The sequence below is a fragment of the Psychrilyobacter sp. genome, from assembly GCF_049671765.1.
In the GTDB taxonomy this organism is placed as follows: domain Bacteria; phylum Fusobacteriota; class Fusobacteriia; order Fusobacteriales; family Fusobacteriaceae; genus Psychrilyobacter.
On the sequence record NZ_JBATVM010000280.1, the window covers coordinates 1 to 8682 of the forward strand.

The 8682-nt window shown below is 31.1% G+C and carries 6 protein-coding genes and 1 pseudogene; 1 reads left to right on the forward strand and 6 read right to left on the reverse strand.

Annotation, left to right across the window (positions count from 1 at the left end; translation table 11 throughout):
* The 6 genes from WBG30_RS13195 to WBG30_RS13220 all read right to left on the reverse strand — a co-directional run.
* On the reverse strand, positions 1 to 985 hold a 985-nt coding region (locus tag WBG30_RS13195), incomplete at its 3' end, for a filamentous hemagglutinin N-terminal domain-containing protein (RefSeq protein WP_424505120.1).
* A gap of 28 nt (positions 986 to 1013) precedes the next feature.
* Positions 1014 to 2750 (reverse strand): ShlB/FhaC/HecB family hemolysin secretion/activation protein, encoded by a 1737-nt coding sequence (locus tag WBG30_RS13200; RefSeq protein WP_424505121.1) that lies wholly within the window; start codon positions 2748 to 2750, stop codon positions 1014 to 1016.
* A gap of 25 nt (positions 2751 to 2775) precedes the next feature.
* On the reverse strand, positions 2776 to 3291 hold the full coding sequence (locus WBG30_RS13205) for an OmpA family protein (RefSeq protein ID WP_424505122.1): 516 nt from the start codon (positions 3289 to 3291) through the stop codon (positions 2776 to 2778).
* Positions 3292 to 3304: 13 nt separating this feature from the next.
* Positions 3305 to 3985, reverse strand: a complete 681-nt coding sequence (locus WBG30_RS13210) for a hypothetical protein (RefSeq protein WP_424505123.1) — start codon at positions 3983 to 3985, stop codon at positions 3305 to 3307.
* Positions 3975 to 7244, reverse strand: coding sequence for a hypothetical protein (locus tag WBG30_RS13215; RefSeq protein ID WP_424505124.1), 3270 nt, complete (start codon positions 7242 to 7244; stop codon positions 3975 to 3977). The genes WBG30_RS13210 and WBG30_RS13215 overlap by 11 nt, the downstream gene beginning before the upstream one ends.
* A 36-nt stretch (positions 7245 to 7280) precedes the next feature.
* Positions 7281 to 8114 carry a hypothetical protein gene (locus WBG30_RS13220; RefSeq protein ID WP_424505125.1) on the reverse strand — a complete coding sequence of 278 codons (834 nt, stop codon included), beginning with the start codon at positions 8112 to 8114 and terminating at the stop codon, positions 7281 to 7283.
* Between the two features lie 447 nt (positions 8115 to 8561).
* Between WBG30_RS13220 and WBG30_RS13225 the strand changes: the two are divergent.
* Positions 8562 to 8682, forward strand: a pseudogene (locus WBG30_RS13225) (transposase family protein); the annotation flags it as partial.

Below are 8682 nucleotides of genomic sequence, written 5' to 3' on the forward strand. Positions count from 1 at the left end.
GCTGTTTTACATTTCCTTCAGAACTCTTCATTACGATGTCACCTTTTCTAGTTACTACGTTTTTGACCTTTATATCTCCTTTAGAATCTATATCCAGGTTCCCTACAGTAGCTATCATACTAGAAAAACTGTTTACTCCAACCCCTTTATCAGTAGAAATAAGTGATATTTTTCCCGCTGATACTGCTCCAAATTCAGTCGCATCAATAGCATATCCATATTTCCCTTCACTATCTTCACTTGTATATTTACCGGTATCGTAATTATAAGTATTATCCCCCGTTAAAATCTTAAGTTCTTTAGTCGAACGATTTTCTGTTCTACTACTAGAAAGTACTCCTCCTATCTTAGCCGCTCTAGAAAGAATTTCAAAATAGTCTACATCCTCTATGTTTATAGTCGCACCTTTGGCAATTTCTACAATTCCATCTTTTATTCTGAAACCTAGACTACCATCACTATTTATTTGGGAATTCCCTGTTGTTAATGTGGTTTTAGACATGTTTAAAAAACCACCACTACTCAAATAAATTCCATTTGGGTTTGCTAATATAAATTCTGTTTCCTTCCCTGCGACCTCTATAAATCCTTCTATTTCAGATCTTTTTATCCCTGTTACTTCAGATAAAATAGTTTTTGCTTCATTTCCCTTAGTTAAATTATTATTTCCATAGACTAGTCCTGCTAGTCTTGTAAGTGTCATTTCAGCTGAGTTATTGAGAATCATCCCTCTTTTATCTACATTAAATTCTTGAAATTTATTGTGTGACAAACCATTATTATTTGGTGCTACTATATCTATCTGATCTAGACCGTTTGCTGTTTTCCCTATTGTTGCTCTATGCGCTTCTAAGGCACTTGGATCTACTACGACACCAGCCCCATAAGAAGTTACATTATAGGGCAAAAGAATATTGTAGGCTAACAAACCTATTAATCCCTTTGTCAGTTTTTCTATCTTTTGATTATTTTTATTTACTGACATTTTAACTCCTCCTTTAAATTAATTTTTTTTACATATTTAAACTTCCTATTAGATAAAGTATCCCTTCTTCTTGTTTTACATAATCAGGACTATTTATTGGAAGAGAATAAGTAATCTCAATACTTCCATTAGCAAAATATTTTTGCAGCCCGAAAGAAGCAGATGTTAATTCTTCCCTTTTAAGATATTTGTGACTTCCCTTATTTGCGCTGTTGTCCACAAAACCATAATCTATCCCTGTAAATAGTCTAAGACCTTTAAATTGTTTTAATATAAGATTCTTAGAACTATTATCAATCGTATAATAAACCTGATTTTTTAGATATAATCCATTTTCTCCACTAACACCATTTCTAAACCCTCTTACTGTCGTATCATCACCTATAGAAAATTTATCTGTACTATAGAGAATATCGTTTGTATATTGACTATCCACTGTCATTTCATAGGCAAAGGAATATTTTAATACTTTAAAAGGCTTGTTATACCTACTATAAAATTTAAATTTTTCAAACTGTCTCTTTGCCTTTATATATTTTGAATCTTTATCAGCACCCATTCCTCCTAGTCCTTTTATATAGCTTAATTTATTGTAAATACTTCCTCCAAAGAGTGTCCCACTATAGATTAAACCTATATCATATTGCGCGTTTTTATAACTGCTTGTTTTAACCAAACTTTTTTCGATATATGTTTTTGAATCTTTTACACCTAAATTGGATACTATTTTTACTTTTCCCTTTGTTCCATTATAAACTGTCCTATTTAATTTGAGTTTATAACTCTCACTTTTAGACTCTTGAAGAGTACTTCTTACATTCCCTTCGATAGTATTTTTGGTCTGTGAGTAGTTATAAGACATTCCTGTTTCCCACCAACCGATCGGAACCTTATAATCTAAGATCATAGTTCTATTAAATCTTTCTCTATCTGGTTCTAAAGTTGTAGCAGCTTGTACGAAAAAAACATCACTGACACCAATAGGATTACTGTGTGTATAAGAAAGTTTTAAGTTATTTTTTCCAGTTCCTTCACTCCCTAAGTTGTCGTAATTGATGCCTATATTCCCAAACTTACTTTCTTTGAAATCTCCTTTTATAATTGTCTGCCCTATCTTACTCCCAGGTTCCAGTTTAATAGATCCTTGATTTTTAGGAGTTCCATTAATTATTTTCTCCATGTACTCGATGTTTTTTAGGTCAACTGTATCTCCTGGTTCTAATACAGTATTAATTTTTTCTTTCCATTTATCTTCTTTATCTTCCACATTAATAACTACATCTTCAATTTTCCCTTCAAAAACTCTAAGTTTCAACTCCCCTCTACTAATATTTTGATCCACAGGAATAGTAACACGAGCAGCGACATATCCTTTTTGAATGTATTTATTTGTTAGTGCTTTTATCAATTCATGGACCTCTAATAAACCAATTTTTGTATTTGCATATTTTTTTATAACACTCATTTTCTCTTTAATTGTAAGCCTTTCTGCATTGATTAAAGTTATTTTTTTTATCTGAAATTTCTTTCCATCCTGTAATTTTTTCGTTCCTTTCCCTTCAATCATCTTTTTTTCAATCATCTTTTTTTCAAGCTCTTTTTTTTGAGCTTCTTTTTTTAATGTTTGATCAATTACTTTTTCTTCTAGTCTTCTCATTTCGAGATCAATAGCCCTCTCAGAGTGATTTACGACCTCAGCCAAAGTGAAAGAAAATACTCCGCAAAACAAACAAAATATAAGGATTATTTTTTCAATTTTTTTCACTTCTCCTCACCTACCTCAATTATTTTTATTCCTCAATAAAAAATATTTCTACCCTTCTATTTTTTCTTCTATTCAATACAGAGTTATTTTCTACAATCGGATATTTTTCTCCCTTCCCAACTACTTTTATTTTAGTCTGATTCTCTTTAGGTATAAACTTTAAAATAAGATCTCTAACTGCACGAGCTCTTCTATACGAAAGTGAAAGATTATATTGGTCTGAACCTATGCTATCTGTATGCCCTACAATCATTAGCTTCCCACGTCTACCCTCTATTTTATCTATTATTTTCCTTTGAATCTGACCTATAGTTATTGTTGAATGCTCTATCACGCTCTTATCGAAATCAAACGTCCCCAATTCATCTGTAAGCACCATCAACCTTTCCATTTTTTTGCTTGCTTTAATAAGTGTAGGTTTTACTAACTCTAACTGAATTGGATTTTTAATAATATCTTCTGCCACAACTCTTACATCTTCTCGATAACCTCTACAAGAGGTCATCGAGAAAATAAGTAAGGTTAAAAACACTTTTTTCACTCTAACCCCTCCTTTAGAATTCAATTTTTCCCCTCAAGAAAATTTGCTCTTTATCTTCATTCATAATTTCATCCTTTAAAATACCTAAATCCAAAACATTGTATTCCCTTATCTTACTTTCAGGAATAAGTTTACTTATTATTTCCTCAAATTTTAGTGCACTTTTTTCCCCTGAATGATAAAATATTTTTCTATAAAATTTTTCCAACGCAAGAATTCCATTCTTTTTAGTTTTCAACTTTTTCTTTTCTTCAGGAGTATAATATTTATACATTGATTTAAGAATTTTTATTGGGACATACATAATAAGAACTTTCCCATTCAAATCAATTACATAGGATTTTTCTAAAACTTTCTTTACTTTACCTTCTTTGTTGTATTTAATTTCTAATTGGTATACTTTTTCTAGAGTTTTTTTCTGGCTTTTAATCTTTCCGTTCCTATTATTCATTACCCTTCTGTCTACGTATAACGTCTTAACTGTTGTGCTACTCTTTTTCTCAGTCTTAAGTAAAAAATGAGTTTCCTTACTCACATTACCATCTATCTTTGTTGTAACTTTATATCTACGATTTTCATTTCTTTCTTTTATCCCTTCATTTACATTAACATCTACAAGCTTAATCTCTACCGCTGAAAAAGAAATTATAGATACAAATAAGAATAAAAGTAGCATAATTTTTTTAGAATTCATATGTAAGTCCCACCTCTCCTAAAGCTCCCCAGTATTTCTTACCCATTTCAGCTTTACCGAAAAAATAAAAAGATAACCTATCGCTAAGATCCACTTCCTGCCTAAAGTTAAGAGCGACAGTTAATTTTGGAATATTTACAGGAAGAACATCGTATTTTACATCTGGCTTGAACATATAATATCCACTTCTTTTATCCATTGTATCTGTAACATAATAATTCGCTTTGACTCCTAGCATGGTATATAAGTTATTATTTCTCATCTGCCTTTCAATTCCTAACTTAAGAACCGGTATCAACTTGTCACTTGCCAACAATTTCATCCTATAATCTTTATGTCCTTCTTCCTCATAGCCATCAATTTTATTGTAAATTAATCCCGCATCGAAACGCGTTATAATAAGGTTTTTGTTATCCAGTCTATATTTATATTCTAATCCAGCTCCGGTCTTCAATCCGTTAGAATTATAGTTTCCTTTTACCTGAATATTACTTCCAGTTATTCCTCTGGTGATTTTATGTTCATTAAATGAAGCGGCTAGGTATCCACCAATTTTTAATTCATTCATTTGATAGACCAAATCAGTATCCACAATATATGTCTGAAGATTTCCTCTACTTGAGCCACTGTAGTGGAGTTCTGTATTAAGTTCGTTAAAACCAATTCCATATACTAAATTTTCCTGAACTTTATACCCACTTTTAAGATGGATCCCGCTTTTTCTATAGCCAAATTTACCTTTTTCATTCCCACCATCATAGTTTCCTTCTTCCCCTGCTAAGGAAAAATTAAAATAATATGGAATTTCAGCATTATGTATTTTTTCGATAACCTTAAATGAATCGTCTAATCTAATTTCATCATTTAAATATTTGACTCCAAAGAAATTTTGAGGATAATTATGGACTCCATCATAATATGAATCTGGCAGATATTTTCCTCCTTTTCGCCTTGTAAGTACCAGACTTAAATCAGTTTTATCCTCTGATAATTCGTATCCCCCTACCCATCCATCCACTACGTTGACTACCTTAATATTTTTTTCGGAAACACCTAATATTTTTTTATTTGTAAAGATATTTGGTACCACGATCTTATTAGTAGTAGCTTTTGTTATATAAATTTTATCTAAAGGTTTATACCACAAGCCTCCTCTGATATCCAAACTGTTGGCACGAATAGTACTCGTTAACCTGTTGGATGAATTATTACTTTTATTTATATATGCCTCCATAGTAAGAACCGAGTTTTTTCCTATTGTAAAATCCCCGAGGTATCCAGTTGTGTCTTTATATCCTCTAGCCAAAACTTTTCTTTTTGGAGCAATTAATATATTATTTCTTTTCAGCTCAAAGTTTCCGTCTTTCATATCAAGATGAGAAAAATTTTCTAAACTATAGTTTAAACTATGTATAGAAGAGCCACCACTGATGTTAGTACCGTGAAAAATCCCAACCCCCCCAGCTGATAAAACTCTTCCCACTACAGAAGATTTACTATCCATATACAAATTACTATCTTCTAATCCCATATAAATTGCAACTCCACTATTTGCAATGTTAGAAACACTGCCATTATTAACAGCGGTAGCATCACTTACTGCCTGAATACCATAAGATTTATTTGTATTCACAGTTATTATTCCATTGTTAGTCACTGTTGTACGGTCTAGTCCAAGTAACCCTGAAGAAGCTGTTCCCTTTACTTTAATAACTCCATCGTTTATTGCATTTTTTATAGATTTTCGAGCATAAGCTGCTACAGCACCAGTCGCCGTTGTATCAATAAGGACATTCCCTACTGATCTAACCACCTTATTAGAATTTTCGTTGACATCAAAAGCTCTATTTCCATTTCCTGTAATTACTATTTCTCCAGTATTGAGAAGCCCTGCATTTTCATTTTCATAGTAAATTCCAACCAGATTTCTCCCTTTTAGAGCTATATTCCCTTTGTTTTGTATGAAATTTCCTCCAGGGTTATATATAGCCGCCCCCCCAGTACCATTTAAATTTATTATTCCACTGTTTACTGATTTCCATCCATTTTTGGAATATATTCCATAGTTAGATTCTCCACTTAATATATCAATAGTTCCGCCATTGATAACTTCACCATTATTTGTTACCATTAAAACAGTTACATTTCTTCCATTTTTTACAGTTACATCCCCGGAATTTTTTCCTTTAATTATACTACCTTTCAGTTCAAAAGCCCCAGAAGCTCTAGAATCAATGATCTTAATTTTTCCAACACTTTCTATTTCTTTATCTTTAATTTCATCTACAGCAAAGCCCCAGTTAGAAGTACCTTTTAAAATAATTATTCCATTATTTAAAACTTTTTTTACATGGGTGTAAGTTATTCCTATGTTTCCGTTCCCAACAATAGATACAGTTCCATCATTTAGTATTTCATCTACTTTTATTCCTACTAAAGCTCTTCCAGAATTCCCAGTTATATTTACTTTTCCAGTATTAATTACAGAATTGGCTGTAGTTGTATCTCCAATCTTATTGTCACTTACAATCCCGTAATTTCTAAATCCTGTTAGGTTAATCGTACCTGTATTTTCCAATCTAGATCCATCATAGGAAGCCATTCCTTTACTTTGGTAGCCACTTCCTTCTATTAAACCTTCATTTATAGATATAGATCCAGTTTTTCCTTCCATAGCAGTTCCCCTCTCCCCAGATAGGACTATTTTTCCTTTTTTTTCGTTTGTCTGGGTTCCGGCGGTTCTCACTACCATTCCTCTAGAACCTGAACCTTTCACAAGGATTTCTCCTTTATTGCTACTTTTCCCACCGCTTTCTTCAATCCCTGTAACATCTCTAGAATATTCCTCGATAATAATTTTATTGCTATTTTCTACTAGGACACTATTTGTCCCTAAAATACCAAAGTTTTTACTTCCATCAATAGTTATAATTCCGTTATTTTTTACTGTTGAATCTATAGCTTCAATCCCAAGCCCACCTTCTAAGGATTTTATTTCTATAGTGCCTTCATTAAGCACTGTAGTGGTCTTTCCCCTTATTGCTGCTAGATTAGTATTATCTGACGGATGAGTACCATTCACTGTTATTTTTGCGCTATTTTTTAACACTTCCCCTGGTGAATTGGTACTACTTAAAGCTTCCCATTTTTTTAACTGAGTATTATTATTAATTTCGATATCTACAGTTTGTTCAGCAGCATAGGTCAAAGTCGATGCAAAAAAAATAATTTTCCAAAGATTTCTTTTATAATACCTCATAAGCACCATCCCTCTCCTTTTTTCGTATATTTAATTTCATTTTTTTATGTATTTTTTTATATTACTCTCTATTTTATATTTCTTTTTTATTTTATTTAGAGTGACCATTACTTGATTTTTAAGTTTAGACTCATAAATTAAATTTTCGATCGATGGAGTCACTTCTTCCAAAGTTTTTCCATTCAATTCACCTTTATTATCATCAAATATTTTCTTTATTTCTTTGGGAGTAATCTTTATTTCTTCATTAGCTCTAGATAAAATATAGTAATCATTTACTGCTCGTCTTTTTAAAGTATCTAGTTTCACCTTATCTTCTGCTGACTTCATCTCTAAAATTGCTTGTTTATAGACAACTTTTGATAACTTTGTTGCTTCTTCTTTTTTATTTTCTTTAACATTTTTTTTATCGTCACTCAAATTATTTTTTTTCTTTATTTCATTTAGAAGTTGAGTAATTTCATTTTTCAATTTAGCCTCATAGATTAAATTTTTAATTGCTGGTGTTACTTCTTCTAAAGTTTTCCCATCTAAATCTTTTTTATTCTCTGAGTATACTTTCCCTATCTCTTCAGGAGTAATCGATACTCTTTTACTTGCCTTTGATAAAACGTAGTAATCATTTACTGCTCGTCTCTCTAAAACTTTGATCTTCTTTTTCTCTTCTGTAGAAGTCATATTTAAAATTGATTCCTTATAAGTCGCTTTTGACAGCATTGTTTCTCTAATTTCTGCTTCTGTATTTCCATTTACAGATAATTCTTGCGTGCTTAAAACAATCATTTTATCCCCCTTGATAACCATTTTTTCTTGTAAATTAACACATCCTACTAAAACCATTAAACTTAAAATAGTAACTATTTTTTTCATTTAAAACACCTTCCCTTCTTTCATTTGATTTTCATTTGAATTTACATATTTTTTTACTTTTTTCTGCCTCTAGACCTAAAATTTTATTATTAAATGCATTCCCTCCTAAAATACATGAAATACCTAAAAAACATTGATTTTATAGGTATTTCTATACTAACATGCTTTTTGTCAACAGTATGTCTAAAATGGATAGGCGTAATGTGTAAAACGGATAGTCGTAATGTGTAAAATAACACAGTTTTGAAGTTTTATAAAAATCAATTATAAAAAAGCCACCATTTTAGTTCATTAACTCTAATTATGAAGCTATAAACTTGAAAAAGAGCACTAGTTTCATGGAATTTTGATTCAACTTTTTTAAGGATTTACAGTATGCCCTGTGAATATAATTCTTTTAAACTCCATATTCATGATTAGAGAAAGTGAACATTAGCTGAGAAACAAAAAAGAATTACAAGTAGAGCCATTCAATATATCATAACCAAATTGAAAAAATTAAATTTTAAAAATACATCCCTAGATTTAGGAATAAGCACTACTACTGTTATGCGGTATTTCCATAAAG

Bases quoted from the DNA above. Each gene is read 5' to 3' on its own strand.
- WBG30_RS13215 (WP_424505124.1), bottom strand. From the start codon at position 7,244: ATGAGGTATTATAAAAGAAATCTTTGGAAAATTATTTTTTTTGCATCG.
- WBG30_RS13220 (WP_424505125.1), bottom strand. From the start codon at position 8,114: ATGAAAAAAATAGTTACTATTTTAAGTTTAATGGTTTTAGTAGGATGT.
- WBG30_RS13210 (WP_424505123.1), bottom strand. From the start codon at position 3,985: ATGAATTCTAAAAAAATTATGCTACTTTTATTCTTATTTGTATCTATA.